The organism is Bacillota bacterium, from assembly GCA_012842395.1.
Classification (GTDB): domain Bacteria; phylum Bacillota; class SHA-98; order UBA4971; family UBA4971; genus UBA6256.
In genome coordinates this window covers 355,638-380,115 of the sequence record DUSX01000034.1, presented here as the reverse complement: position 1 = coordinate 380,115, position 24,478 = coordinate 355,638, and the positions used below count along the sequence as shown (strand labels likewise).

Sequence of the window (24,478 nt, the reverse complement as noted above, 5' to 3'; positions counted from 1 at the left end):
CCATGAAGATCACCTTTGCTCACATGGGCAATCTCTATATAACCGTTAAGGCGCTTCTCGAGGACCTCGGGGCGGAGGTGGTCGTGCCTCCCATGCCAAGCAAGCGCACGCTCTCCATCGGCTCGCGCTACTCGCCCGAGTTCGCGTGCCTGCCGCTCAAAGTAAACATCGGCAATTACGTGGAGGCCTTAGAGCTCGGGGCCGACACGATCGCCATGGCCGGGGGCGTGGGACCGTGCCGGTTCGGCATGTATGGCGAGGTACAGCGCGAGATCCTGAAAGCCCTCGGGTATGAGTTCGACATGGTCATCATCGAGCCTCCTCAGGGAAGGATCCGGCACGTGTTGGAACAGGTAGGGCGACTTGTGGGGCGGAACCCCATGCGAAAGTACGTTGGCGCCGTGAGACTCGCCTGGGCCAAGATGACGGCCGTGGACGAGCTAGAGAAGGCGGCGCAGCGAGCGCGGCCGTTCGAGAGACGGCGCGGAGCAGCGACGTCCGCGCTCGGGTCTGCCCTGAAGCTGGTCGATGAGGCATCCGGCATCTCGCAGGTGAGACGGGCGCTCGAAGAGGGCCAGGAGATGCTTCGTAGCGTGCAGGATCCAACGCCGGGCGCCTCGAGGCGCAACCCGGAGAGCCCCCCGAGGATAGGCATCGTCGGAGAGGTTTACGTGGTCCTTGAGCCCTTTGTCAATTTCGAGGTCGAGCGCCGTCTCGGAGAGATGGGGGTGCTCGTGGAGAGGTCCATATACATAGGTGACTGGGTCAAGGAACACGTTTTCAAGGACTTCATGCGCTTGCGCAAGAGTAGGAGACCGTACGACCTCGCCAAGCCGTACCTGTGCCATTTCGTGGGCGGGCACGGCGTTGAGACAGTGGGCCACACAGTGGAGTACGCGAGGAGAGGGTTCGACGGGGTGATCCAGCTTGCTCCATTCACGTGCATGCCGGAGATTGTGGCGCAAGACGTGCTTCCGGCGGTTTCGCGAGACCTGGGCATTCCTGTGATGACCCTTGTATTCGACGAACATTCCTCGGACACCGGAGTGCTCACGCGGCTCGAAGCGTTCGTGGACCTCGTTGAGCGGTCTCGGCGCCGGCGGCGGGCGAGGGACGGAACGATGGGGTGAGGGCATGTATGGCTCGTAGAGCGTATCTCGGTGTGGATGTCGGATCAGTCAGCACGAACCTTGTGCTCATGGACGAACAGGGGGAGGTCCTGGAGAAAGTGTATCTCCGGACCAAGGGTGAGCCCATCGCCGCCATTCAGGAGGGCATGAGAATGCTTGCTCCCACCGCCTCTGAAACGGAGATCGCGGGGGTGGGCACCACCGGCAGTGGAAGGAGGCTTGCCGGTGTGATCGTCGGTGCCGACTGCGTGAAAAACGAGATCACGGCTCACGCGGTCGCCTCCGCGCACGTGGTTCCCGAGGTGCGGACGGTCATCGAGATCGGCGGGCAAGACTCCAAGATAATCATCCTGAGGGAGGGCGCGGTCATCGACTTCGCCATGAACACGGTGTGTGCTGCGGGAACGGGTTCCTTCCTTGACCAGCAAGCTGCGAGGCTTGGAGTGCCCATCGAGAGGTTCGGCGAGCTCGCGCTCATGTCCAAGACGCCTGTGAGGATCGCGGGAAGGTGTGCCGTGTTCGCAGAGTCGGACATGATTCACAAGCAACAGATGGGCCACCGCATCGAAGACATCGTTGCGGGCCTGTGCGAGGCGCTCGTCAGGAACTACCTCAACAATGTCGGCAAGGGCAAGGACATCCAGCCGCCGATCGTCTTCCAGGGCGGGGTCGCGGCAAATGTGGGGATGAAGGCGGCTTTCGAAAAGGCCCTCGGGACCCCAGTGACCGTCCCGGAGCATTACAACGTCATGGGCGCCATCGGCGCGGCCCTTCTGGCTGCCGAGGAGGTGGAACGCCGCGGCGGCCCTTCAAACTTCCGCGGGTTCCACGCGCTCGATATGGACTACGCCGCATCTACTTTTGAGTGCAAGGGTTGCCCGAACCTGTGCGAGGTGGTGAACATAAGGATGGGGCACGAGGTCATCGCGAGATGGGGTTCCCGGTGCGGTCGTTGGGATTCGTTCTGACCCGTGCCCGCGAGGCCCACATGTGGCTGCGAGCACCAGCGAGCCCGGCGCAGAATAAACTTGCATCGTGACCGGAGCTTGCGAGGCACAGGGCGCGGCACGCGCCGCGGCGTCACGGCGTCACCGTTTCCTTGACCCGTCCCAGCCTGCGTGCTATCATGGAGGAAACTGTGACATGCTGAGCCGGCTTGAGCGGGGATTGGAGCGGAGAACGAGTGGACCTTCGCGGAACGATGAGGATAACGGATGACGGAAGGCTTGAGATCGGCGGCTTGACGTGCGACCGCCTGGCGCGGGAGTTCGGCACACCGCTTTACGTCATGGACGAGGACGACATCCGGGCGAGGTGCCGCGAGATCGCAGGAACGCTCTCCCGGGCGTATCCTGATGTGTTTGTCGCTTACGCAAGCAAGGCATTTTCGACGCTTGCCATGTGCAGGCTCGTCCACCAAGAGGGCCTGGGCTTGGACGTGGCGTCCGGCGGAGAGTTGTATACCGCGCTCCAGGCGGGGTTTCCTCCGGAACGCATCCTTTTTCACGGGAATAACAAGTCCCTTGATGAGGTCGAGATGGGCGTTCGCGCGGGGGTGCTGAGGTTTGTCGTGGACAACATGTATGAGCTGGACCTGCTTGAGGGAGTAGCCCGCAGGTTCCGCAAGAGGGTCCACGTGCAACTCCGCTTGACTCCCGGCGTGGACGCGCACACCCACGGGTATATCCGCACAGGTCAGCTTGATTCCAAGTTCGGGCTGTCGATCGTAAACGGGGAGGCCATGGCCGCGGCAAGAAGGGTGCTTGCCAGCGAGCTTCTCGTCCTTGAGGGCCTGCACTGTCACATCGGCTCCCAGATACTCGCAGTGGAGCCTTTTGGAATGGCGGCCGCGGCGATCATGGACTTCGCATCCGACCTCAAGAGAAACACCGGATGCATCGTGCGCGAGGTGAATCTCGGAGGCGGGCTCGGGGTCAGATACAGGTCAGGGGAGGAAAGGATCCCCCTCGGGAAGTACGCGTCTGCGATCTCCAGAGTCATCCGGGAGAAATGCCTTGCGCACGGCCTTGAGATGCCGCGGCTCATGGTGGAGCCGGGACGATACATAGTGGGCGAGGCTGGCACGACGTTGTACACGGTCGGCGCCATCAAGCAGGTCCCTGGAGGGCGGAAGTACGTCGCCGTGGACGGCGGCCTCGCTGACAACCCCAGGGTGGCGCTCTATCAGGCGTCATACGAGGCGGTCGTGGTGACGCGGGTCCTCGCTCCTCCCGAGGAAAGAGTGTCGATCGCCGGCCGACACTGCGAGTCCGGAGACATGCTCATATGGGACATCCCTCTTCCTCGCCTTCAACCTGGCGATGTCCTGGCTGTGTTGACCACCGGCGCGTACAACTACTCGATGTCTAGCAATTACAATAGGTATCCCAGGCCCGCGGTGGTTTTCGTGAAAGGCGGGATGGCGGACGTGGTCGTCGCGAGGGAGAGCTATCAAGACGTTGCGGCCCGTGACCGTATCCCGGCAAGGCTGGAGCTTCCTTACGAGGCCTCGTCATCGTCGTGCGCGAGCGCCGCGGACAGCGCGTGACCAGTCAATCCGTCGTGCAAGTACGCGCAACCCCAGCGTCCTCGGGGGAGGACACTGAGGGTCAAGACTCATCGCAGCACACTGTCGATCGGGTTAAAGGTAGCGGGCGGCGGGTGTCAGGCTGCAGGAAACAGGCGTCCACGCGGAGTATAGCCTGATCATGAATGGTACGGAGGGGAATAGATGGTCGACCTTGCTTCCATCCTCGTGACGCTGCCCGTCATACTCCTGTCCCTGACCGTGCATGAGTACGCTCATGCCGCGGCGGCGAACGCTCTCGGCGACCCCACGGCGAAATGGCAGGGGAGGCTCACCTTGAATCCCCTGGCCCATCTCGACGTGTTCGGAACTCTTGCGTTGATCCTCACGCAAAGGTTCGGGTGGGCGAAGCCCGTGCCGGTGAATCCCGCGTATTTCAAGGATTGGCGACGCGGGATGATGGTCGTGGGGGTGGCCGGTCCCCTTGCGAACGTGGCTTTGGCTTTCCTAATGGCACTGCCGCTGAGGCTGGGGATCCACATGCCGCTGTGGCTGATGCGTCTCGTGATATCGGGCATCGTGATCAACCTGGGGCTTGCCGCCTTCAATCTGATACCGATCCCGCCACTGGACGGGTCAAGGTTGTTGCTGGGGGTGCTGCGGGGTAAGAATCTTTACATCTACCATCAGTTGGAGTCATACGGGTCGTTCATCCTTTTGCTCCTCGTGTTCAGCGGGGCGACTAGGATCATAATGGGGCCGATCATAAACCTCCTGGCGCTCCTGGTGCTGGGCCAGAGGCTTCTATGACGGCACGGGGCCCTTGGTTGCGATCGGTTGGATGAGGCGATGGGTCGCCCGTTGACAGGGTTCACAGCGGGCCGGGCAGGTAGCGCCCTGCCGGGCAGCACGGAACGGAGTGGCGCGCGACGGATCGTTGAGGAGGACGGGGACATGCCAAAGCCAAGGATATTCAGCGGTATGAGACCAACCGGAAAGCTACACCTGGGCAACCTCTTCGGTGCGCTCATAAACTGGGTCAGGCTTCAGGACGATTACGACTGCGTGTACGGGGTCGTGGACTGGCACGCGCTTACCACGGCGTACGAGGACACGAGCGAGATCAAGTCAAATACAAGAGAGCTTGTCTTGGACTACCTCGCGGCCGGGATAGACCCCAAGAAGAGCATTGTGATGAAGCAGTCCGACGTGAAGCAACACGCCGAGCTTTCCCTCCTTTTCTCGATGATCACACCTCTCTCCTGGCTCGAGCGTTGTCCGACGTACAAGGAACAGCTCCGCGAGCTCGAGGGCCGGGAGATCATGACCCACGGGTTCCTTGGGTATCCCGTTCTCATGGCCGCCGATATCCTTGTGTACAAGGCCGATGCCGTGCCGGTGGGTGAAGACCAGCTGCCCCATCTCGAACTTACCAGGGAGATAGCGAGGCGGTTCAACTTCCTGTACGGTCCGGTCTTCCCGGAGCCTCAAGCCAAACTGAATGAAGTCGTCCTGCTCCCGGGCACCGACGGGCGCAAGATGAGCAAGAGTTACAACAACGTCATCGAGATGTCCGCGAGCGCTGACGAGGTGCGGAGGGCCATAGAGAACATGGTCACCGACCCCGCGAGGGTACGTCGGACAGATCCAGGCCATCCTGAGGTTTGCTCCGTGCACGCGTTTCACAAGGTCTTCTCCCGCACCATGCTGGACGACATAACGAGGGAGTGCGTAAACGCCGGTATCGGGTGCGTGGAGTGTAAGCGGCGGCTCGCTCTTGCGGTGAACGAATTCCTGGAGCCGATCCGGGAGCGGAGGAAGGCAGTAGAAAGGGAGCCGGGCCTCGTCGAGGACATACTGGCCGACGGGGCGAAGCGGGCGCGCGTGCTCGCGGAGGCGACCCTCGAGGAAGTCAGGAAGGCGATGCGGATTTGAACATGATCCCCGTAAGGGTCGAGGGGTTTTCTGGCACGCTCGAGGAGCTGGCGCGGGCGATCGAGAGGGGAGAGATCGACGCTCGCACAGTGTCCGTTCACGAGGTCATTCGGGCTTGTTTTGAGGAACTGGAGCGCTCCGAGGGGACCGGGCTCGACGCGGTCGGTGGGTTTCTTGTGGCCGCAAGCACTCTCGTGGCAGCGAAGTCGAGGGCTCTCCTGCCGTCGGAGCCCGAGGAGGCCGACGGGGCCGCCGGTGGATCTGATGACTGCGGGGGCTCGGCGGAAGACGACGGCAACTCCGCAGATGACAGCCGCGAGAGTGATGGAAACAGCGCCTTGATAGCCCATCTCATGAAGTACCGCATCTTCAAGGAGGCTGTAGAGGAGCTTGCGAGGCGCGATGAGGCGTGGCGCCTGGTGTACCTGCGAGATACCCTTCCACCAGGGACGGGCGCCGCGTTGCCTCCCGAGGGTGTGGGGCTATCCGACCTCATTCAGGCCCTTCGTCGCGTGCTCGAAGGCATCCCGGAGGACGAGTTCACCGCTGTCCCGGCCGACGACCTCTCCATCGAGGAGAAGATGGACGTCATCCTCACCCGATTGCGCCAGAAGGGAAAGCTGGTGTTCGGCGAGCTGTTCGACGGCCCGACTGTGACCCGTTCCGAGGTAATCGCCGTGTTTCTCGCGCTTCTGGAGCTCATCAGGCTCGCGAAGGCCGTGGTCCGCCAGGACGCGCACTTTGGTGAGATACTGATACTGCCTGCGGTCGGGGGCGCCGACCATGGAGTATGAAGAGGCCAAGGCCGTCATCGAGGCCATGGTTTTTGCATCGCCGCGTCCGGTTACCTCGCAGGAGATGGGCGCGATCCTCGGCATAGATCCGCGCACGGTGAACGCCATAGTGGACGACCTCCGGCAGGAGTATGACCGGAACAGGCGGGGCATGCAAATAGTGTTCGTTGCCGGCGGCTACCAGATGGCCACCAGGCCTGCACACGCCGCATACATAGCCAAGTTGAACGTGGGCACCAGACAGGCGCTCTCCAGGCCTGCGCTGGAGACCGTGGCCATGATAGCTTACAAACAGCCCATCACCAAAGCCGAGCTGGAGACGATCCGCGGGGTCCGCGTGGACGGCGTGCTCACAACCTTAATCGAGCGCGGGCTGGTGCGGCCGGTGGGCCGCAAGAAGGCACCCGGGCGGCCAGTGCTTTACGGGACCACCCCCGAGTTCCTCCGCTGGTTCGGCTTGGCATCCCTCGATGATCTCCCGCCTATAGAAGGAGACGCGGCGACTCTGCCTGGATTCAGCCTTCGCTCTGAGTCGCGGCGGCGATCTCCGCGCGCAGGCAACGGTGTGTCCCCGGCAACCCGCGGCTCAGCCCGTGGATGAACTTGGAGATACTACCTAACGAAAGCGGCTGGCTTTTTGCGAAGGCGTGTGCGTCGCGCGCAGTCGGCGGCGACTGTCGTCTCATGGCGCCGGCGCCGCCGGACGATGCGGGGAGGGGCTGCCGATGGCGAGCGTGCGGCCGTGCCAGCTCCTTGGCCTTGCGCGTCGCGCTTGAGCCCCTCCAAGAGGCCGGCTACTCGGGGGCGAGAACGGAGGCGGGCTAGTTGCGTTGGCTCCTCATAGGCGTAGCTTGCGTCCTGGGCGTCGCGGCGCTCTCTCTCCTTCTTGTAATGCTGCCGCTCAGAGTGTCAGCGCACTTTGTGAGGACGCGCGGGCGTAACGTCATCCGCGTGCGCGTGGGCCTTCTCTGGGGCCTCGTGTGGATTCCGGTTTACACCAGGTCCTCGCGACCAGAGCATGAGAACGGCGACAGCGACGCGGTGACGGCCCGAGATGGTGTGTCGCGTCTCGCGGAATGGGTATCCCGCGTCAAGACGCTGTTGCGCTCGATCGGGGAATCGGGCGAGGGGGAAGGCACTCCAAGAGAGAGGCGGAGGGCCGGACCGGCTGCCTGGTTGAGGCGGGCGCGAGCGAGCCCGGGCAACGACGAGTCGCGAGGGGCACGGCGCTGGCACGAGGTGCGGAGACGTGTGGCACGCTTTTTCTACAGGGCCATAAGGGCGGAGGGCCTTGACGTTCAAGAGCTCCGTATACGTCTCGAGCTCGGGTCGGGAGAAGCAGCGACAAGCGCCATCGGCGTGGGTCTCGCGTACGCCTTGATCAACACGGCCCTAGCTGCTTTTCCAGTGCCGCTTAGGTTCCCGCGCGGCAGGCCAGCTATTAGCGTCGTTCCCCGATACGACCGGGCGGCCTTCGATGCCTCCATACGCTGCATACTGGCTCTCACCCCAGGTTATATTATCCTGCGAGGCATCCAGACTACACGCAGGAGGCGACGGCGGTCATGCCCGACCACCCGATAGAAGCGCTCATGAAGACCACCATGGACAGCATCAAAGAGATGGTGGACGTCAACACGATTCTGGGAGACCCCGTGGAAACCCCCGACGGGACCGTTATTCTCCCGGTGTCGCGCGTGACGTTCGGGTTCGCTGCTGGCGGCAGTGAGTTCCAGCCAGGCGCAGGCGAGGGGGCCGGAGGGCCCCAGCAGAACCCGGCAAACGGCGCCGCCGCGGGTTTGCCTTTCGGTGGAGGCGCCGGAGCTGGAATAACTGTACAGCCTGTGGCCTTCCTTGTAGTGGGGCAGGGGCAGATCCGCGCGCTGCCCGTTGACGGAGGGGCCATCATCGACAGGCTCATAGATGTGGTGCCTTCCCTTCTCGGACAGATGTCCGGCAGAAAGCGCCAGAATCCCACCGTGCCAGACGCACAAACAGAGAGACCAAACGTTCAAGGCGCCGCTCAGTGAGCCGCGTTCCTCTCCAGGCCCGGCTTGCGTTCTCCCCAGTTGTGCTGTAAAATCTGTCTGACGCAAGACGCCGTATGCAGCTTGGGGACGGGGTGGCGGGCCCTCTTGTGTGTGCCCCGTCCGCCCACCCGCTGACCAGGCAGATCGCCATGAGTTTGCTCTGCTCTTCGGCGTAGGGGCCATGCCTAGGGCTATCGGCCTTGCCCTGCGGGTCGGCGCGCCCGGAACGCGCCTCGTTCGGATTCGGCGCGAACACTGGCTGAATTCTCCACGCGCTGCAGTGCAGGCACCGGCGACCCTAGCGCCGTCGAGTAGGGGGCGCGAAGAGCTGGGGCGTCATGGTTGGTGTACAGCCGGCTTGGAGATGATGAATATGCGCCAGTTTGCCGTGATAGGCCTCGGGAATTTCGGTATCAGCGTGGCTCGAGCTCTCAGCAAGATGGGTCATGAGGTCCTCGCCATCGACACAGACCCCGACAAGGTGCAACATCTTGCCGCGGACGTGACTCACGCGGTGCAAGCCGACGCCACCGACGAGGAGGCGCTCCGGGCGCTCGGGATCCGCAACGTCGACGTGGCGGTCGTCACTGTCGGTCAAGACATCAGGTCGAGCATTTTGGCGTGCATGATCCTGAAAGAACTCGGAGTTGGATACGTGGTCGCCAAGGCCACGGATGAGCTTCATGGCAAACTCCTTGAGAAGCTGGGCGTGGACAGGGTCGTATACCCTGAGCGAGACATGGGCATCAGGTTGGCCAACAGCCTCGGGTGCTCCAACATCCTTGAGTACATCGAGTTGTCCCCTGACTATGGAGTGGCGGAGATCGTAGCGACTGAGGAGTTCAGCGGCAAGACGTTGCGCGAACTGAACTTACGCGCCCGGTACGGAGCCAATGTCGTCGCTATCCGCAGGGACGACGCGGTGAAAGTCTCACCAGGCGCTGACGATGTAGTTCGTGAGGGTGACGTCCTCGTGATCCTCGGTTCGGTCGAAAGCCTGGAGAGGCTGAAACGGATGAGATAGCCTCGGCCGGTGGTCCTGCCATGGAGAGGCTTCAGAAGATCCTCGCGGATGCGGGGGTTGCTTCCAGAAGGCGTAGCGCAGACATCATCAGACAGGGCAGGGTCGAGGTCGACGGGGTGGTCGTCCGAGGGCCGGGCGCAAGGGTGGATCCGGCGCGCGCGGAGATCAGAGTCGACGGAAAACGCATCGTCACGGATGAGACGAAGGTGTACTTGCTCCTGAACAAACCCGCAGGTTATCTTTGCACGGCTCGGGACCCACAGGGGCGCCCGACCGTGCTAGATCTTGTCCCACACCACGGCCACAGGCTTTTTCCCGTGGGGAGGCTTGATCTTGATACCGAAGGCCTCCTTCTCCTCACAAACGACGGCGAGGCCGCTTTCGCGCTTACACACCCCAGGTTCGAGGTACCGAAGACATACGTGGCGACGGTGCAAGGAGTGCCCGATGAGGGCGCGCTTGCCGCGCTCAGGCGCGGCGTGAGGCTGGGCGACGTTGTCACGGCACCGGCGCGCGTGAGGGTTCTCCGGCGCAAGTCCGGGTCAGCCGTGCTGGAGGTGGAGATCCACGAGGGCAAGAAGCGCGAGGTACGGAACATGCTGGCTGCCGTGGGCCATCCGGTGGTGCACCTGATAAGGACACGCCTCGGCATGCTCTCTCTGGGTAATCTACGGCGGGGAGCATGGAGGCATCTGACGCCCGAGGAAGTCCGGTGGGTGCGAGGGGTCGCGACTACGAGCGCAGGTCGCCCGGGGACGAAGCCGGAGCCGAGCGGCGGCGAGGGCGGGGGGCCGCAGGCGACGGGACCGGCGGATGCGTAAGGACGCCGTCCGCGGCATGCAGGATACTGAGGGCGTGTGCAGAATAGTGTGGCGTGTGCCCCATGAGGGCACGTGTGGGGCTGCGTATTCGGTACGAAATGCGAGGTCTTCTGAGGGTTGAGCGATCGATCTGGCCGGGGACGATGCGTGATCGTGATAGGGGGCGGGCCCGCGGGCCTCATGGCCGCTATCATGGCGGCCACCTGCGGGGCCCGGGTCATCCTGCTCGAGCGCAACCCCGAGCTCGGGCGAAAGCTGCTCTTGACCGGAGGAGGCCGTTGCAATTTCACGCATGATACTGATGTGGAGGGGCTCGTCGCTGGCATGCCGGGGAACGGCAGGTTCTTGTACTCCGCGTTTGCAGCCTTTGACTCCATGAGGTTGAGACGGTTTCTGGCGGAGCTGGGCGTGGGGAGCAGGGTCGAGGACGATGGGCGGGTCTTCCCATTCTCCGGGGTCGGCAGGGACGTCCTTGGGGCACTCGTAAACTGCGCTCGCAAGAAGGGCGTTGAGATGAGGTGCCTTTGGAGGGCCGAGCGGATCCTCGTGAGAGACGGCAGGGTGCGCGGCGTGATTGCCGGCAGAGTGCCGATGAGCCCTGGGCTCGTGTCGTGCGACGCGGCGATTATCGCGACCGGGGGCATAACGTACCCGATGACGGGGTCCACGGGTGACGGCTTACGGATGGCGGCGGAGCTGGGCCACACGATAGTGGAGCCGAGACCGTCCCTTGTGCCGCTCGAAACCCAGGAGCCGTGGGTCACAAACCTCGCGGGGCTCACCCTCCACGGCGCGGCTGTGGCGTCCTTTGTAGAAGGCCGGAAAACTCGGACGGGGTTCGGAGAGGTGCTCTTCACCCATTTCGGCGTATCGGGGCCAGTGATCCTCGACCTCTCACGCGATATCGCCATTGCTCTTGGTCACGGGGACGGTCCCGTGAGGCTGGTGATCGATCTCAAGCCTGAGCTTTCCCACGAAGAGGTCGACCGGGAGCTTCAGGAGGCGTTCGGTCGGCACCCTCAGCGGCGGCTGGCCAACGCGCTCCTCGAGGTGCTGCCGGCGAGGCTCATATCCGTCCTCGTTCGCGAGGCGGGCATACCTGAGACGAGGCTAGCTTCTCAGGTGACGCGCGAGGAGAGGCGCGCGTTGGGGACGACCATTAAGGGTCTCTCTCTGACCGTCAGGGCGACGAGACCGGTTGAAGAAGGAATGGTCACCGCGGGTGGGGTGGCTGTAAACGAGATCGACCCGTCCACCATGGCGTCCAGGCTCGTGCCGGGGGTATACTTCGCCGGGGAGGTCATCGATGTGGACGGCGCTACTGGCGGGTTCAATCTTCAAGCCGCGTTCTCCACGGGTTACGTGGCCGGTCGTTCAGCGGCTGCCGGAGAGGGGGCGGAAGGGAATGTGCGTTAGGCGCGGCGCCTCCGATGAGAGCCGCTTTCTCGTTCGCTTGGAGAGGGGTTTCTGGCTTGGATTCGTGGTGTTCCTTGCTGCGGCTGTCCTGGGCCAAGCTGCTCTTCTGCACGAGCACGGAAGGCAGCGGTTGAGCAGGGTGGACCGTCTTGAAGGGACAGCGCTCGGGATAGTTGAGACTCTTCAATGATTTAGCCGGCAATTCCGTGTGGAAGAAGAGGAATCGTGGCGTCTATGTCGAATAAGGCAAAAGCTAGAACTAAGGGTCCCGTGATTGCCATTGACGGCCCGGCAGGCGCCGGAAAGAGCACCGTTGCGAAAGCGATCGCCGCAATGTTCGGGCTCCGTTACGTTAGTACGGGCCATTTTTACAGGGCGGTCGCACTCAAGGCCTTGCGCCTTGGTGTGGACTTGACGTCTGCGGAATCATTAACGGCGCTTGCAGAGTCTACGGGAATCAGCGTATCCCAGAACGAGCGTGGCGATCTGCGCACCCTCCTTGACGGCGAAGATGTCACGGACAGCCTTGTGTCACCCGAGGTCGAGGCCTGTGTGTCAGAGGTGGCCAAGGTGCCCGGGGTCAGGCTCGCCCTTCTCGAGCAGCAACGTTCGCTCCTGAGGGAGGGCGGGGTTGTGATGGATGGACGCGACATCGGGACGGTAGTTGCGCCCGATGCCGATCTGAAGATATTCCTTGTTGCTACGCACGAGGAAAGGGTACGAAGGCGTCTCGCCCAGGCGAGGGAGCGAGGACACGAGGTATGTGACGGCGCGGTGGCCGACGGGGTGGCCCACCGCGACCGGATCGACAGTGAAAGGGAGGTCGCGCCGCTACGGCCTGCTCCGGACGCGGTCGTCATCGACACGACTGGCAAGGCTCCAGAGGAGACCATAGCCGAGGTGGCTCGACTTGTGGCGTGGGCGACGGGCGACCGATCGCTTTCTCCTGTGTCGTCGCGCGTCAAGGGGGAGCGAGCTTGTTATACGTGATAGCGCGAGCGATCTTGAGGGTGGTGCTTAAGATCGCTTTTAAGACGCAGATAGAGGGCGAGGGCAACATCCCGTCAGAGGGCCCTGTGATACTGGTGGCAAACCACTTGAGCATGCTCGACCCAATAGTGCTCGGGTGTGCCGTGTCAAGGCCCGTGAGATTCATGGCGAAACATGAGCTCTTCTCGAACCGGCTGTTCGCCCGGGTCCTTGAGAGCTTAGGTGCGTTTCCGGTGAGACGGGGGCAGGCTGACAGGGAAGCGTTCCACAAGGCGCTAGAGGTGCTATCCAGGGGTCAGGTTCTAGGGGTCTTTCCGGAGGGCACGCGAAGCCTGACGGGTCAGCTGCAGGCACCGTATTCGGGCGCGGTGGTTCTCGCCGAGAAGACGGGCGCACCGATCGTGCCTGTGGGGATAGTGGGTACCGACAGGATCCTCCGCAAAGGCGCGGTGGTCCCGAAGCCAGGGAGGATCTCCGTCAGGATAGGGAGGCCGATATACCCTTCCTCCCCGTCACAAGGCCAGGCGCGGGAGGGGGAACGAGGCGCGGTCGACCTGAAGAGCGTCATGATGCAGCACATAGCGGAGCTCATCGCAGGCGGCGCTCGGGCAACGAGATAATCTTCGTTGGGCATCGGGAGATAATAAGTGCAAGGAAAAAGAGGGTTTGACGTCATCCTGAGCGAGCGGACTGGCTTCTGTTACGGGGTCCGCCGCGCCATAGAGATCGCCGAGGAGGCGGGCTCGCGGGGGCCGGCCTTCACACTCGGGCCTCTCGTCCACAACCCGCAAGTCGTCGAAAGGTTGAAGGAAAAGGGCGTTACTCCTGTCGCGGGGCTCGGGGAGATAGGACACGGCACGCTCATCGTGCCCTCTCACGGGCTGCCGCCGGATCTGTTGAAAGAGGCCGAAAAGCGGGGGCTCGACGTGGTTCACGCGACGTGCCCCAACGTCAGCAGGACTCAGAGGCTGGTTGCGGATCTTAAACGTGAGGGTTATCAGGTATTCATCGTTGGAGACCCGGGACATTCCGAGGTTGTCGGGCTCGTCGGATGTGCCGATGGCGAGGCCCGCGTCGTGAGGTCGGCCGAGGATGTCCTTTCCGGCCTCGTGAGGCCCAGGGTCGGTGTCGTTTGCCAGACCACCCAGACTGTTGAAGCGTTTTGCCAGGTGCTTGCCGCCCTAGCTCTGCGGGCGAAGGAACTTGTGGCCTACAATACAATCTGCAATGCAACGGAGGAGAGGCAACAGGCAGCGCGCGAGCTTGCACGGTCAGTGGATGCCATGATCGTGGTGGGCGGGCGGGCCAGCGCAAACACGCGGAGACTCGCCGAGATCTGTGAGGCCGAGGGAGCGAGAGTGTACAGGGTCGAAACCGCATCCGATCTCGACTCTCTGGATCTTTCCGGCGTGAAGTCGGTGGGGATTGCGGCGGGGGCATCGACGCCGAATTGGGTTATCGAGGAGGTCATGGAGAGGATGAGCGTGCTGGGCGAAGACAGGATGGACGAAAAGCAGGAACCAACGGTCGCACAAGGGGACGAGGAAGGCTCGGTTGCTGGCGGCGGCGACGCTGCGGCAGCTCCCTGCGTGGGGGTGGAGGCCCACCTGGAGGAAGCCGGGGCCACTGAGAAACCAAACGAGCCCCAGGATTCGGCGGGGGCGAGCGGAGATGAGCCAGGCCGCGGGCCGGAGCCCGATGCCGGTGCTCCAGCCGGGGCAGAGGGTGAGGCCGAAGCCGGAGCGCCTGCCGAGGCAAGGTCCGAGGGGACCGGTGGGGCGGCCCAGGCGGAATCTGAAGAGCTGCCCGCTGGTGAGGAGATATCCGAGGGAGACATCGTCAAGGGAACGGTTGTCGCCGTGCACCCGGACGAGGTCCTTGTGAATATCGGCCTCAAGTCCGAGGGCGTCGTGCCGAGGTCCGAGATCTCCAGAAGGCCGGTGCAATCGTGCCTCGACGTCGTGCGGGAGGGACAGGAGATCGAGGTCCTCGTGGAAAGGCTCGAGGACAAAGAGGGCAGGCCGCGGCTTTCCAAGAGAAAGGCCGACACGGAGCGCGCCTGGGAAAGGGTTCAAAGGGCGCTCGAAACCGGTGAGACCATCGAGGGCGAGGTCACCGATGTCGTCAAGGGCGGAGTGGTCGTGGACGTGGGTCTGCGAGGATTTGTGCCTGCTTCTCACGCGAGCCGTCGTCCCATGGCTGACCTGTCACCTCTTGTAGGGCAAACCCTCCGCATGAAGGTCCTTGAAGCAGACCGGACCAAGAGGAACGTCGTCCTCTCGGCGCGCCTAGTTCAGGAACAAGAGGCGGCCGAGGCAAAGGCGAGGGTGCTCGAATCACTCCAGGAGGGCGAGGTAGTTGACGGCGTCGTGAAGCGGGTCGTAAACTTCGGTGCCTTCGTGGACATCGGGGAAGGCGTGGAGGGGCTGTTGCACGTCTCCGACATGGCGTGGACGCGGACCACCGATCCCCACGACGTCGTGAAAGAGGGCGACCACATCAAAGTGAAGGTGCTCTCGGTGGACCGGGAGCGGGAGAGGATCTCCCTCGGGCTCAAGCAGACCCTACCCGACCCCTGGGAGGACGTGACGTCCCGCTACCCGGTTGGAAGCATAGTCACGGGCAAGGTCACGAAGCTTGCAGACTTCGGCGCGTTTGTGGGGCTCGAGCCAGGGATAGAAGGGCTCATCCATATATCGCAGCTCGCGGACAGGCGCGTGTCTCGACCTGATGAGGTCGTCAAGCCTGGAGACGAGGTGTCGGTGAAGGTCATAAGCGTGCGGCCACGGGACCATCGCATAGGGTTGAGCTTGAAAGAGGCTCAGGCTGAAGGGGACAAGCAGGCGTTCAAGAAATACGCCGACAAAGAGGACGAGGCTGGGCCCACCCTTGGGGACGTCTTCGGGGATCTGCTGAAGAACTCAAGGGAGGAATAGCCCGGCTCGACCCGGTGCGAAAGATTCGCCGAGTGAGGATGCGTTAATCCTTGCCCCACTTCCAGTAGTTGCCGGGTTGCCGGTGTTGCACTCGGGGACGGCGCGCTTGCGGCGCGCCTCGTTCGAATTCAGCACTTAAGACAGCCGAATTCTCCACGCCCCGTCGTGCAAGCACCGGCAACCCCCCAAAAGTCGGCAGCACTTTTGCACCCCCACTTAGGGCTCCTCACGAGAGCCTGTGAGGCCGGCGGCTGGCTTGAGGCCAGGGCTGCCGGCCTTTTCACGTGCGCATAAGCCCTGTCGTTTCAGGGTACCCTACCTTCCAGAGTGTGGCAGCATCGTGCTATACGCGCACGGCTGAGCTTTCCGCACTGGGAAGGGAGGCAAAGAGGGAGCATGACCGTTGGGCTTGTTCTCTTGCTCGGCGTGAGCATCCTGGTTTTCCTCGGGCTGACGCACCGAGTGCTGGACAGGATGCATCTCACCGACAGACAGGCGCTTGTGGCGCTCGGCCTGATGCTCGTGGGAAGCTTCGTCGACATCCCCGTGTATCGCGGGGTCCAGTCGGTGAGCATCAACCTCGGAGGGGCCGTTGTGCCTGTCGTTCTCGGGATATACGTCCTCGCTCGCGCAGACACGCCCCTGGAGAGGGGGCGAGGGGTTCTCGGGGCCATCATAACCGGGATCGCGCTCTTCGCGCTCACCAAGTTGTTTACCTTTGAAGAAGGCCGTGTCATCCTCGATCCCTTGTACGCTTTCGGGCTCGTGGCTGGGGTTATCGCCTATCTTGCCGGAAGGTCCAGGCGTGCGGCGTTCGCTGGGGCGGTCTTGGGCGTAGTCCTTCTTGATGTGGCGCATCTCGTGGAGGTGACGGTCAGGCACATACCGGCCACGGTCCACGTGGGAGGAGCCGGGATCTTTGACGCAGTGGTGATAGCGGCGGTCATCGCGGTGGGCCTCGCGGAGGTATTTGGCGAGGTCATGGAACGCGCACAGGGTGGCCCAGTCCCGAATATCCAGCGTGACGTGAGAGTGGACTCGCCTGTCAGGGACAAGGGCTCCGGCGCGAGCGGCCCAGAGGGCGAAGGCAGGCCCGCGCAAGGTGAGGGCGCAAGGAGGGATGGCAATGACGGGGCCTGATGCGAGCCGATCTGACGCCGGGCGTCGCCGCCGGCGGGTTCGCGTCGCGCCGGAGCCGACGGCTCGGGAGGCGTCGAGCGCTCCGGCGCACGTTGTGCGACGGGTTCCCACGCGAGGCCTGGCGAGGGTCGTGGTGGCGCTGGCGGTGGCGCTGGCGGTCGCGGTTGGGGGCGCTTCGCGTCCCGTGTCCGCCCAAGAGGAGCGGGGCGAAGGATACTACACAGTCTTCGACGAGGACAAGCGCGAGATCTTCATGACCGCGATCATGGTGTCCCCTGGCGACATCTTCATCGCCGAGGATAATCGCGCTTACGAGGTCAGCTACGTGGAAGGCGATGGAGCCCATGCGGTGTTCATAGGCGTTATGGGACCTGAGGAGGAGCCTCGGGACGCAGCGGGACGGTCGTTGGGAGGTACTCTGGACAGAGTGTTCTCAGCGGCAGTGTCCGCGCTGCGCGGCGTGTTCCTGGGACAGGGCGCGACGGGCAGGGGCAGGACGGTCGTGCTCTATAACACGCACAGCGACGAGTCATACGAGCCTACCAGCGGCACACCCACCAAGGACTGGGGGGACGTGTACAGCGTGGCGGCCGCGTTTGAGAGCGCCCTCAAGAAACAGGGCTTTCGCGTAGTGAGGTCCACGGCCAACCACAACCCGCACGACGGGGCCGCGTACGCGAGGTCGCGGCGGACCATGGCTCAGCTCATACGGCAGAACCCGATAGCGGCCTTCGACATTCACAGGGACGCCGTGCCGCCACAGGCGTACAGGGCGACGGTGGCCGGCGAGGACGTAACCAAGATCACAGTGGTAGTGGGACAGCAGAACCAGACGAGGGGACAGAACATTCAATTCGCGAAGCAACTGAAGGCTGCTACTGACCGCCAGGCACCGGGCCTAATCAAGGGGATCCTGTGGGCGCAGGGTGACTACAATCAGGACATGCTCGGGCGGTCCGTGCTCCTGGAGGTCGGCGCGCACACCAACCGCCTCGACGAGGCCGAGCGGGCTGTGGATCTCTTCGCGTCCTCAGTAGCTCCGGTGCTCAGCGCTGCGGCTCCCGGGGTGGGCGTGGCTAGGGGCGGGGTCGGGCGTGCTGTGGCGTGGCTGGTGGGTATCGTGGCGGTCGCAGGGGGAGCGTACCTCATCGGGAACTCGGATAACTGGCGCAAGATCCGGTCGAGGCTCGCCGGGATCGGAGCTCGCGGGCTTCTGAATCTCCTGGGCCTGCGGCGCAGGAGGAAGCAGTGATCGTTCGTGGCTGAGGGGCATTTCCTGCGCATCGCCGCCGCAGTGGCGGTCGGCACGTTCAGCCGCCTCATTATGCTCCGCTCTGACTACAGGCAGTACCCGAGTTACCCCCACGCATACGTTGTTCATCTGGGTCTGGGAGTGATAGCGGCGAGCCTGGGAGCTCTCGCGGTTCCCGCGATCGTGACGCGCAACTTCATGGCAGCGAGCATCCTCGCCCTGGCGGGTCAGCAATTCCGTGAAGTGCGGGACATGGAGAGGCGAAGCCTCGAGAAACTCGAGGATACGGAGCTCGTGCCGAGGGGATCGGCGTACATCGAAGGTATAGCGCGCGTGTTCGAGGCCAGGAACTACCTTGCCATGGCCGCGGCTCTCGTGGCCAGCCTGGTATCGTACGTGGTCCCCGTCTCGCAGGCGATGGCCGTCACTGTGGGCGCCGCATGCGGGCTCCTCACGGCCGCTGTCATCGCTGGCGTCTTCGGACGGCGGGTCGTCGGCGACATTGCCATCGTGAGGGAGGGCCGCATCCAGTTTGACGGGCCGCTGCTCTCGGTGGATGGAATAGTGCTCGCGAACATCGGCCTGGCGGAGTCGCGTTCGGTCATCAAGACCGAGGGAATCGGGGTGGTCGTGGAACCGAAAGACGACAATGCCAGGGCAACGCTGGCGAACGTCGGCCAGAGGCAGGCTATCGTGCACGATGTGGCGAGCATAATGGGCGCCAGGCTTGACGTGAGCGAACGAGACTTCACCCCGCTCATGCGCCTAGACGTGAAGACCGGGAGGGCGGGCATGGTTATCGTGCCCATTGAGAGGGATGTAGAGGCGCTTCTGGAGGTCGTGAGGAGAGTGCCCGTCATCGAGACGTCGGTGCGAAAACCCCTCGCGACCCGCGCGGGCCGCATGGCCGCGGACTAACCGGGGCTTGGCCAAGGCAGGGCGAAACCCCGGCTGGTGGCGGAGGCATGCATATGCTAGGTTGCTGCGACCTCGGGCCACGGCTGACGGGTGAGGCGGGCGGGATGGCGTTAGCGGTGCGCAGGCGTCCCTGTCCCTGCGTCCGGCGCGAGCAACAAACGGGGCTCGCGCGTCCCGGGCCGGCCATGCGGGCGGGGACATCACACGCGCCCGACGGCGTCACGAGAGTGAGCGCGAGTATCGTGGGGTGTGAGGGGACACGGGATGCGGGGGTGGGGAAGGACCCGTGGACGTAACATTGGAACAAACGATCGCCGCGATCGTCACGACAAAGCGTGACAGGGTAGGGGGCGGAGCTCCCATATTCTTTGCGGACAGCGAGGATGACCTGCACAGGATGGCGGTGTACCTTGCCAAGATCCTCGACGGCGTGGTGCACGATCTGGGCGGTGGGACACTCATCGTGGTCAAGCATTAGGAGCATGGGCCGTGGCGGGGCGGCGTAGCCGGGCTTGTGGTATGGACGGAGGATGCCCCCGAATGAAGGTGATTTACCACTGCTACGGAAGTTCACATTCGTCGGTTGTAGCGGCAGCCATTCACCTGGGATGGCTGCCTTCTGATAGAATACCCGAGCCGCAAGAGATCCTAAGGCTTCCTCACTATGACAAGACGAGCCCCGCTCAGATCGGAACTTGCTTCTTCATGGGTACCGACGAAGCGGGAAGAGAGGTCTACATCATCGGGATGGGCGCCGCGAAGGGGGTGGTCAAGCGCGCGGTCGAGAGCATCTTTCGGATCTGCGGGCTCTCGTCCAACGACTACATGCTGGTCGACACCTTGCCGGAGGTCGGGCTTGTTACGAAGATCGGGGGGTTCCTCTCAAGGGCTGTGGGGCTCATCGGCCTCGGGCGCCCGCTCACGGTGTGGGGGATGAGGCGTTCGTACCCCAGGTTCGTGAACCTAGTGAAAGGGGTCAAGCAGCGTCTCGAGAGCGGCGGCGCTCCGGCGGGAGCCTGTCGGAGTTGACACCCCAAATGGGGTGTGGTACACTGGTTTCGTCCTTCTGATGCCCGCTGCGGGCGCGATTCGAAAGGAGAGGAACCCGGCGTGAAGAGCAAAAGGTCGCTAACCATAGTCATAGCCGTAGTGATCCTTGCCCTCATAGGTATCGGTGCCGCGTGGACGTACTCTGATTTAAGGGCTGTCGCCAAGGTCAACTCCACTTCGATCACATGGAAGCAATTCTATTCCGCACTTGAAAAGCAATCCGGCAGGCAGCTCTTGGCCAACATGATTCGTGAGGAGCTGATCAAGCAGGGAGCCGCCAAGTACGGCATCCAGGTGACCGACGAAGACGTGGCCGCCGAGATCGACAATCTCAAGACGCAGTTCGGCTCCGACGCGAACCTGGAGCAGGCTCTTTCACAGTATGGAATGACGCTTGACGATCTCCGGAGCCAAATCCGGACGAGCCTGTTGCTCGAGGCGATCGCCTCGAAAGACGTGACTGTGACCGACGACGAGATCAAGAAGTACTATGACGAGCACAAGGACGACTTCAAGGAGTCCGATCAAATAAGGGCGCGCCACATTTTGGTCAAGGACGAGAACACGGCGAAGGAGATACAGAAGGAGCTCGCCAACGGCGCGGATTTCGCCGAACTCGCCAAGACGAAGTCCGAGGATACGGCGACGAAAGACAAAGGCGGAGATCTCGGCTACTTCCAGAAGGGGGCTATGGATCCTGCTTTCGAGAAGGCTGCCTTTGCTCTGAAGGTCGGCGAGACCAGTGGCCCTGTGAAGTCTTCGTTCGGGTATCACATCATAAGGGTCGAGGACCGAAAGCCCGAGCGTATTCCCCCTCTTGAAGAGGTGCGCGACAAGATCGTAAAGCAGCTCAAGCGTGACAAGGCCAAGCCCACGTCCACTGTAATGAGCGAGCTCAGAGACGCGGCGCAGATCAAGATCAACGACAAAGCTCTACAGGATGCTCTCTACGACATCATCTACTGATTCGCAGGAGCGAGGCTGTCTTGCGCTCGCTGTGACTCGTTGAACGCGCTGTGCGAGGAGGGCATACGTCCCTCCTCTTCTTGTAGCTCGTTCTTGCGGGACACGCCGAGCGCCTGACTTCTTATGAAGAGAGGGCATCTCAGGTCGGACGGGAGGGCAGGTGAAGGGCACACGAGCAGCACTTCAGGGCGTTCGATCCGCGGCGCTATCGTGCGTCGGGTGGATGCAGGGAGCATAGCCGAGGAGGCCGGCATCGCGCCGGGGGACAGGCTAGTAGCCATCAATGGCAGACCGGTGCGGGACATTCTCGAGTATCGATTCCTGTGCGCCGAGGAGGAGCTTTCCCTCGTGGTCGAGAAACCCGACGGGGACACGCTCGTGGTGGAAGTCACCAAAGACTATGACGAGCCATGTGGCCTGGAGTTCGGCGAGGCGATCTTCGACGGGGTGAGGAGATGTCGCAACCGGTGTGTGTTCTGCTTTGTGGACCAGCTTCCACGCAGAGTCCGCAGGACACTCCGGGTTAAAGACGACGATTTCAGGCTCTCCTTTCTGACCGGGAGCTACATCACTCTCACGAATCTCACGGAGGATGACTACGACCGTGTGGCGACGATGAGGCTCTCTCCGCTGTACGTGTCGGTGCACTCGACAGACCCTGTCACTCGCGGGCGGCTCCTCGGCAGGAGGGGTCCATGTGATGTGATGGACGGTCTCGCAAGGCTCGTGGCTGCGGGTATCGTCGTTCATACCCAGGTCGTGCTCTGCCCGGGGATTAATGACGGCGATGAACTTGAGAGAACCGTCCGTGACATTTCGTCGCTCTACCCAGGGGTCAAATCCTGCGCGGTGGTCCCGGTCGGCCTTACCAGGCACAGGCGGGGGCTTTTCCCACTCGCCCCTGTCAGCCAAGAGGCAGCGGCGCGGGTGGTGGCCTCTGTTGAGAAGTGGCAGGAGGACTTCCTCGAGCGGTTCTCATCCAGGTTTGTTTTCGCCTCGGACGAGTTCTACGTGCTGGCGGGAAAGACGGTCCCGAGCCGCGAGGCATACGAAGGGTTTCCACAGATCGAAAACGGGGTCGGACTCCTGCGGGATTTCGTCGACGAGCTCGACGAGATGCGACGAGCGGCAAACCTGCCGCGCTGCACCAAGATCCCCGTGAGGCTCGTCGCCATCACGGGGGAAGCTGCGTACCCGGTGATAGACGAGGCGTGCAGGTTTCTCGAGAGCGTGAAAGGTCTTTCGTGTCGCGCGCTCCTGGTGAAGAACAGGTTCTTCGGGCCGCGCATAAGCGTTGCGGGCCTCCTTACCGGGCAAGATATTGCGAGGACGTTCGCCGCCGCGATCGGCCGGGGAGGGTGCGACGCCATTGTCATACCCAGCGTCTCTCTGAAGGCTGACGCGCCCAGGTTCCTCGATGACATGACCGTAAGCGAGCTCGAGCGCGTTTGCGGAGTCCCGGTGGACGTGGTCGACCCGACCCCGGCTTCCTTCGCGGCACGTGCGCTGAAGAGAGGTGGCTGCGCGTGGCAGCTCCGGTAGTCGCCATCGTGGGCAGGCCGAATGTGGGCAAATCCGCGCTCTTCAACAGGATGGTCGGGACACAGCACGCCATCGTGGAGGAGACCCCCGGAGTGACGAGGGATCGCATCTACGCGGACGTGGAGTGGGGCGGCCGCAAGTTTGTCCTTGTGGACACCGGGGGCATAGAGATCGCGCGGCGCGGCGATCCCATCCAGGAGATGACCACCGCCCAGGCGAAGCTGGCGGTGGAAGAGGCCGATCTCGTCGTGTTCGTCGTGGACACAAAGTCCGGCCTCCTGCCGCAGGATCGCGACGTAGCCGACATGCTGAGGCGGTCCGGCCGTCCGGTGATGCTCGTGGCCAGCAAGGCCGAGGGCGCGAGGCGCAGCGACTACGTGGAGTTCTACGCCTTGGGGCTTGGGGACCCGCTCCCTGTGTCTTCGGTGCATGGCACTGGGATAGGCGATCTCCTCGACGCCATCGTCGCGCGCCTGCCGGAGCGTTCGCCTTTGACTGCGGACGATGAACTGGAGGCCGGCGAGGCTGTTAAGATTGCGGTGGTGGGGCGGCCAAACGTTGGGAAATCCTCTCTTGTCAACGCCGTCCTCGGACAGGAAAGATCCATTGTGAGTCCGGAGCCTGGAACGACAAGAGACGCGATCGACACGCCTTTCACGTGGCGGGGCCGAAGGTTCGTCATCATTGATACAGCCGGCATGCGTAGGAGGGCAAAGGTCAGAAGCGCAGTGGAGTACTACGGTGCGCTGCGGGCGGCAAAGGCTGTGGAGAGGTGCGATGTGGCGCTCGTCGTGCTGGATTCGGTTGAAGGCATCGCTGCGCAGGATGTGAGGATAGCGGGGTACGCCGACGAGGCCGGGCGCGCCTGTGTAGTTGTGCTGAATAAGTGGGACCTGGTCGGTGAGAAGGAGGAGACCCGGACAAGGCTGGAGAACGCCATCCAAGCCGATCTGATGTTCCTTTCGTACGCGCCGCGGGTGTTCGTGTCCGCCTTGAATGGCGCCGGGCTCCCGAAGCTCATGGAAACCGTCACGAGGGTCGCGGATAACCACGCGCGCCGCGTGGCGACGTCGGTGCTGAATGAGGTGATTGAGGAAGCCCAGATGAGGGTTGAACCGCCGCACGACAGGGGGCGTCAACTCAAGATCTTCTACTGCACGCAGATCGGGGTACGGCCTCCTGCGTTTTCCTTCTTCGTGAACGATCCAGGCCTGGTTCATTTCTCGTACAAGCGTTACCTTGAGAACAGGCTGCGCGAGGCGTTCGATTTCGAAGGGACCCCGCTGAGGCTCAAGTTCCGCCGGAGAGGATAGCAGGAGACAAGAGATCGGGGGAGAAGCCGTGGCTTGGGAAAGACTTGTTCTGTTGGTTATCCTAAGTTACTTCCTTGGGTCTATTCCCTTCGGGTACCTCGTCGGGAGGTACTGGAAGGGCGTGGACGTGAGACGGCGCGGTAGCGGGAACATTGGCGCCACGAACGTGCTGCGGGTCCTCGGTCCGGGGCCAGCGCTCATCGTGCTTGCTGGGGACGTGGGGAAAGGGGCGCTCAGCGTGTACCTGGGCCAGGGGGCCGCGGGAACGGTAGGCGCGGCGGCGTGCGGCATCGCGGCGGCTGTGGGCGGTGCATGGTCAGTCTTCCTTCGCTTCGGTGGAGGCAAGGGCATGGGAGTCGGCAGCGGCATAGTCATCGCCAGCATGCCTGGGGTCGCGCTGGTTCTCGCGCCCATCTGGGGGATCTTGGTCGCGCTCACGCGCTACGTCTCGCTTGGGTCCGTGGTGATCTCGGCTCTCGCGCCGCTTGCAGCGTACATCCTGGGGATGCCCGGAGAATACGTTTTGCTCGTGGCTGCCGTGGGTGGGATCGCGCTGATAAAGCACAGCTCCAACATCAAGCGGCTCATTGCGGGCGAAGAGCGGAAGCTTGGAGAGCCTGCGGATTGAGCGCGCTCGTGTCAGCCCATAGCGTGCGGGTGCGGGAGGCCGCGGGAAGCGGCTGTAATGGAGGAA

The 24,478-nt window shown here is 63.1% G+C and carries 25 protein-coding genes; all 25 read left to right on the top strand.

What is annotated here, in order from left to right; all coding sequences use genetic code 11:
• Nucleotides 1–2 precede the first annotated feature (2 nt).
• Nucleotides 3–1,130 (top strand): CoA protein activase, encoded by a 1,128-nt coding sequence (locus GX515_11485; GenBank protein ID HHY33615.1) that lies wholly within the window; start codon nucleotides 3–5, stop codon nucleotides 1,128–1,130.
• An 8-nt stretch (nucleotides 1,131–1,138) separates the two neighbouring features.
• A complete protein-coding gene (locus GX515_11480; protein ID HHY33614.1) occupies nucleotides 1,139–2,098 on the top strand; it encodes a 2-hydroxyglutaryl-CoA dehydratase in 960 nt (319 codons plus the stop codon).
• 233 nt (nucleotides 2,099–2,331) lie between these two features.
• Nucleotides 2,332–3,678: a diaminopimelate decarboxylase gene (lysA, locus tag GX515_11475; protein HHY33613.1), complete on the top strand. Its 1,347-nt coding sequence runs from the start codon at nucleotides 2,332–2,334 to the stop codon at nucleotides 3,676–3,678.
• Between the two features lie 183 nt (nucleotides 3,679–3,861).
• On the top strand, nucleotides 3,862–4,467 hold the full coding sequence (locus tag GX515_11470) for a site-2 protease family protein (protein HHY33612.1): 606 nt from the start codon (nucleotides 3,862–3,864) through the stop codon (nucleotides 4,465–4,467).
• Nucleotides 4,468–4,611: 144 nt separating this feature from the next.
• Nucleotides 4,612–5,592: a tryptophan--tRNA ligase gene (trpS, locus tag GX515_11465; GenBank protein ID HHY33611.1), complete on the top strand. Its 981-nt coding sequence runs from the start codon at nucleotides 4,612–4,614 to the stop codon at nucleotides 5,590–5,592.
• Nucleotides 5,589–6,386: a segregation/condensation protein A gene (locus GX515_11460; protein HHY33610.1), complete on the top strand. Its 798-nt coding sequence runs from the start codon at nucleotides 5,589–5,591 to the stop codon at nucleotides 6,384–6,386. The genes trpS and GX515_11460 overlap by 4 nt, the downstream gene beginning before the upstream one ends.
• A complete protein-coding gene (scpB, locus tag GX515_11455) occupies nucleotides 6,376–6,987 on the top strand; it encodes an SMC-Scp complex subunit ScpB (protein ID HHY33609.1) in 612 nt (203 codons plus the stop codon). The genes GX515_11460 and scpB overlap by 11 nt, the downstream gene beginning before the upstream one ends.
• 224 nt (nucleotides 6,988–7,211) lie before the next feature.
• A complete protein-coding gene (locus GX515_11450) occupies nucleotides 7,212–7,970 on the top strand; it encodes a DUF2953 domain-containing protein (protein HHY33608.1) in 759 nt (252 codons plus the stop codon).
• Entirely contained in the window at nucleotides 7,952–8,416 is a 465-nt protein-coding gene (gene ytfJ, locus GX515_11445; GenBank protein ID HHY33607.1) for a sporulation protein YtfJ, read from the top strand. The genes GX515_11450 and ytfJ overlap by 19 nt, the downstream gene beginning before the upstream one ends.
• A gap of 367 nt (nucleotides 8,417–8,783) precedes the next feature.
• Nucleotides 8,784–9,440, top strand: a complete 657-nt coding sequence (locus GX515_11440; protein HHY33606.1) for a TrkA family potassium uptake protein — start codon at nucleotides 8,784–8,786, stop codon at nucleotides 9,438–9,440.
• A gap of 20 nt (nucleotides 9,441–9,460) precedes the next feature.
• Entirely contained in the window at nucleotides 9,461–10,261 is an 801-nt protein-coding gene (locus GX515_11435; GenBank protein ID HHY33605.1) for an rRNA pseudouridine synthase, read from the top strand.
• Nucleotides 10,262–10,441: 180 nt separating this feature from the next.
• Nucleotides 10,442–11,677: an NAD(P)/FAD-dependent oxidoreductase gene (locus GX515_11430; protein HHY33604.1), complete on the top strand. Its 1,236-nt coding sequence runs from the start codon at nucleotides 10,442–10,444 to the stop codon at nucleotides 11,675–11,677.
• Nucleotides 11,667–11,867, top strand: coding sequence for a hypothetical protein (locus GX515_11425; GenBank protein ID HHY33603.1), 201 nt, complete (start codon nucleotides 11,667–11,669; stop codon nucleotides 11,865–11,867). The genes GX515_11430 and GX515_11425 overlap by 11 nt, the downstream gene beginning before the upstream one ends.
• Before the next feature lie 44 nt (nucleotides 11,868–11,911).
• Nucleotides 11,912–12,667 carry a (d)CMP kinase gene (locus GX515_11420; protein ID HHY33602.1) on the top strand — a complete coding sequence of 252 codons (756 nt, stop codon included), beginning with the start codon at nucleotides 11,912–11,914 and terminating at the stop codon, nucleotides 12,665–12,667.
• On the top strand, nucleotides 12,655–13,287 hold the full coding sequence (locus GX515_11415; protein HHY33601.1) for a 1-acyl-sn-glycerol-3-phosphate acyltransferase: 633 nt from the start codon (nucleotides 12,655–12,657) through the stop codon (nucleotides 13,285–13,287). Before GX515_11420 ends, GX515_11415 begins: the two co-directional genes overlap by 13 nt.
• 27 nt (nucleotides 13,288–13,314) lie before the next feature.
• Nucleotides 13,315–15,603: a bifunctional 4-hydroxy-3-methylbut-2-enyl diphosphate reductase/30S ribosomal protein S1 gene (locus GX515_11410; GenBank protein ID HHY33600.1), complete on the top strand. Its 2,289-nt coding sequence runs from the start codon at nucleotides 13,315–13,317 to the stop codon at nucleotides 15,601–15,603.
• A 396-nt stretch (nucleotides 15,604–15,999) separates the two neighbouring features.
• Nucleotides 16,000–16,743 (top strand): DUF1614 domain-containing protein, encoded by a 744-nt coding sequence (locus GX515_11405; protein HHY33599.1) that lies wholly within the window; start codon nucleotides 16,000–16,002, stop codon nucleotides 16,741–16,743.
• Nucleotides 16,730–17,995 carry a hypothetical protein gene (locus GX515_11400; GenBank protein ID HHY33598.1) on the top strand — a complete coding sequence of 422 codons (1,266 nt, stop codon included), beginning with the start codon at nucleotides 16,730–16,732 and terminating at the stop codon, nucleotides 17,993–17,995. The genes GX515_11405 and GX515_11400 overlap by 14 nt, the downstream gene beginning before the upstream one ends.
• A 72-nt stretch (nucleotides 17,996–18,067) precedes the next feature.
• Complete coding sequence (locus GX515_11395; GenBank protein HHY33597.1) at nucleotides 18,068–18,913, top strand: hypothetical protein; 846 nt, start codon at nucleotides 18,068–18,070, stop codon at nucleotides 18,911–18,913.
• A 298-nt stretch (nucleotides 18,914–19,211) separates the two neighbouring features.
• A complete protein-coding gene (locus GX515_11390; GenBank protein ID HHY33596.1) occupies nucleotides 19,212–19,391 on the top strand; it encodes a hypothetical protein in 180 nt (59 codons plus the stop codon).
• Nucleotides 19,392–19,453: 62 nt separating this feature from the next.
• Nucleotides 19,454–19,942: a DUF3189 family protein gene (locus GX515_11385; protein ID HHY33595.1), complete on the top strand. Its 489-nt coding sequence runs from the start codon at nucleotides 19,454–19,456 to the stop codon at nucleotides 19,940–19,942.
• A gap of 81 nt (nucleotides 19,943–20,023) precedes the next feature.
• Nucleotides 20,024–20,929, top strand: a complete 906-nt coding sequence (locus GX515_11380) for a foldase (protein HHY33594.1) — start codon at nucleotides 20,024–20,026, stop codon at nucleotides 20,927–20,929.
• A 123-nt stretch (nucleotides 20,930–21,052) separates the two neighbouring features.
• Nucleotides 21,053–22,471, top strand: coding sequence for a DUF512 domain-containing protein (locus tag GX515_11375; protein ID HHY33593.1), 1,419 nt, complete (start codon nucleotides 21,053–21,055; stop codon nucleotides 22,469–22,471).
• Nucleotides 22,456–23,784, top strand: coding sequence for a ribosome biogenesis GTPase Der (locus GX515_11370; protein HHY33592.1), 1,329 nt, complete (start codon nucleotides 22,456–22,458; stop codon nucleotides 23,782–23,784). The genes GX515_11375 and GX515_11370 overlap by 16 nt, the downstream gene beginning before the upstream one ends.
• A gap of 49 nt (nucleotides 23,785–23,833) precedes the next feature.
• Nucleotides 23,834–24,412 (top strand): glycerol-3-phosphate 1-O-acyltransferase PlsY, encoded by a 579-nt coding sequence (gene plsY, locus GX515_11365; GenBank protein ID HHY33591.1) that lies wholly within the window; start codon nucleotides 23,834–23,836, stop codon nucleotides 24,410–24,412.
• Nucleotides 24,413–24,478 lie beyond the last annotated feature (66 nt).

What these genes read in the sequence shown, in the direction of transcription:
- GX515_11425 (HHY33603.1), top strand. Translation starts at nt 11,667, where the DNA reads ATGTGCGTTAGGCGCGGCGCCTCCGATGAGAGCCGCTTTCTCGTTCGC.
- lysA (HHY33613.1), top strand. Translation starts at nt 2,332, where the DNA reads ATGAGGATAACGGATGACGGAAGGCTTGAGATCGGCGGCTTGACGTGC.
- GX515_11400 (HHY33598.1), top strand. Translation starts at nt 16,730, where the DNA reads ATGACGGGGCCTGATGCGAGCCGATCTGACGCCGGGCGTCGCCGCCGG.
- ytfJ (HHY33607.1), top strand. Translation starts at nt 7,952, where the DNA reads ATGCCCGACCACCCGATAGAAGCGCTCATGAAGACCACCATGGACAGC.
- GX515_11430 (HHY33604.1), top strand. Translation starts at nt 10,442, where the DNA reads ATGGCCGCTATCATGGCGGCCACCTGCGGGGCCCGGGTCATCCTGCTC.
- scpB (HHY33609.1), top strand. Translation starts at nt 6,376, where the DNA reads ATGGAGTATGAAGAGGCCAAGGCCGTCATCGAGGCCATGGTTTTTGCA.
- GX515_11440 (HHY33606.1), top strand. Translation starts at nt 8,784, where the DNA reads ATGAATATGCGCCAGTTTGCCGTGATAGGCCTCGGGAATTTCGGTATC.
- GX515_11395 (HHY33597.1), top strand. Translation starts at nt 18,068, where the DNA reads ATGCTCCGCTCTGACTACAGGCAGTACCCGAGTTACCCCCACGCATAC.
- GX515_11470 (HHY33612.1), top strand. Translation starts at nt 3,862, where the DNA reads ATGGTCGACCTTGCTTCCATCCTCGTGACGCTGCCCGTCATACTCCTG.
- GX515_11385 (HHY33595.1), top strand. Translation starts at nt 19,454, where the DNA reads ATGAAGGTGATTTACCACTGCTACGGAAGTTCACATTCGTCGGTTGTA.
- GX515_11485 (HHY33615.1), top strand. Translation starts at nt 3, where the DNA reads ATGAAGATCACCTTTGCTCACATGGGCAATCTCTATATAACCGTTAAG.
- GX515_11435 (HHY33605.1), top strand. Translation starts at nt 9,461, where the DNA reads ATGGAGAGGCTTCAGAAGATCCTCGCGGATGCGGGGGTTGCTTCCAGA.
- GX515_11375 (HHY33593.1), top strand. Translation starts at nt 21,053, where the DNA reads ATGAAGAGAGGGCATCTCAGGTCGGACGGGAGGGCAGGTGAAGGGCAC.
- GX515_11405 (HHY33599.1), top strand. Translation starts at nt 16,000, where the DNA reads ATGACCGTTGGGCTTGTTCTCTTGCTCGGCGTGAGCATCCTGGTTTTC.
- GX515_11420 (HHY33602.1), top strand. Translation starts at nt 11,912, where the DNA reads ATGTCGAATAAGGCAAAAGCTAGAACTAAGGGTCCCGTGATTGCCATT.
- GX515_11480 (HHY33614.1), top strand. Translation starts at nt 1,139, where the DNA reads ATGGCTCGTAGAGCGTATCTCGGTGTGGATGTCGGATCAGTCAGCACG.
- trpS (HHY33611.1), top strand. Translation starts at nt 4,612, where the DNA reads ATGCCAAAGCCAAGGATATTCAGCGGTATGAGACCAACCGGAAAGCTA.